This window comes from Amycolatopsis sp. NPDC003676 (assembly GCF_053587275.1).
Window position 1 is genome coordinate 1 of record NZ_JBSFNS010000283.1, and the last position, 1,471, is coordinate 1,471.

The following is a 1,471-nucleotide window of genomic DNA, read 5'->3' on the forward strand; positions in this document are numbered from 1 at the left end:
GGCCTGCCGGTATCCGGGCGGGGTCGGCACGCCCGAGGACCTGTGGCGGCTGGTCGCCGACGGTGTCGACGCGGCCTCGGAGTTCCCGGTGAACCGCGGCTGGGATACCGCGCGGATCTACGACCCCACCGGCGAGAAACCGAACACCACCTACACGCGCGAGGGCGGATTCCTGCACGACGCGGGCGCTTTCGACCCCGCGTTCTTCGGCATCAGCCCCAACGAGGCGGCCGCGATGGACCCGCAGCAGTTCCTGCTGCTGGAGAGCTCGTGGGAGGCCTTCGAGCGGGCCGGTGTCGATCCGGCGACCCTGCGCGGCACCGCGACCGGCGTCTTCACCGGCATGATGTATCACGACTATCCGGTGAACGCGAACTCCGGTTCCATCGCCTCCGGCCGGGTGTCCTATGTATTCGGGCTGGAGGGGCCGTCGGTCACCGTCGACACCGCGTGCTCGTCGTCGCTGGTCGCCCTGCACCTGGCCGCGCAGTCGCTGCGGTCGGGGGAGAGCGATCTGGCGCTGGCCGGTGGTGTGGCCGTGATGGCGACCCCGGAGACCTTCGTGGAGTTCAGCCGTCAGCGTGGGCTGGCGCCGGACGGGCGCAGCAAGTCCTTCGCCGATGCCGCCGACGGTGTCGCCTGGTCCGAGGGCGTCGGCGTGCTCGTGCTGGAACGGTTGTCCGACGCCCAGCGCAACGGTCATCGGGTGCTGGCGGTCGTCGCCGGTTCGGCGGTCAACCAGGACGGCGCGTCGAACGGTCTGACCGCGCCGAACGGTCCGTCGCAGCGCCGGGTGATCCGCCAGGCGCTGGCCAATGCCGGGGTTTCATCACTGATCGCGGCGAGCGCGATGGCGGGCGCGGCGGCGATGACACCACCGACCAGATGCTGGAAGAAGATCGGCAGGCCGAGCTGGTGCAGCGCCCGGTTGACTACATCGATCAGCGCCGTGGTCGCGAAACTGATGACCGCGAGCAGCGCGCCGCCACCGAGCAGTACCGCGATGGCCGCCGCCAGCAGGGACCAGCCCATCGTCGAGACCCAGCGCGGATACGGGTGCGCCCCGGAGACGATCTCGTCCAGCGCGGCGTGCGCCTGGTCGACCGGGACGACCTGGCTGCGGATCCGCCGGGTCAGCCGGTCGACCGCGGCCAGCCGGGTGAAGTCGAGCGAGCGGTACTTCACCACCCGCATATCGCTGGCCGGGGGCAGGCGCGGGCCGCGATCGGCCCAGATGCGGATGGCGTCGAAGGTGACGTCGATATCGCATTTGTCCAGGCCGTAGGTCGAGGCGATGAAGCGGACCTGGGCCGAGGTGTCGATGACACCGGTACCGGCGGCGAGCACCACCTCCCCCACCCGCACGGCGAGGTCGACCGGGTCGTTCACCTTTCCTCCGCACCGGCACGCTCTTGCGAAAGAAAGCGCCTCGCCGGAGGCGGCGGGAGCGTGAGCTGCCGTGCTTCGGCGA

2 pseudogenes are annotated in these 1,471 nt (G+C 70.7%); one reads left to right on the plus strand and one right to left on the minus strand.

Annotated features, from left to right (window positions below):
• A pseudogene (locus tag ACWDNU_RS45685) lies at positions 1-832 on the plus strand (beta-ketoacyl synthase N-terminal-like domain-containing protein); the annotation flags it as partial.
• Positions 833-891: 59 nt separating this feature from the next.
• Here ACWDNU_RS45685 and ACWDNU_RS45690 read toward each other — a convergent pair.
• A pseudogene (locus ACWDNU_RS45690) lies at positions 892-1,389 on the minus strand (threonine/serine exporter family protein); the annotation flags it as partial.
• Between the last annotated feature and the right edge of the window lie 82 nt (positions 1,390-1,471).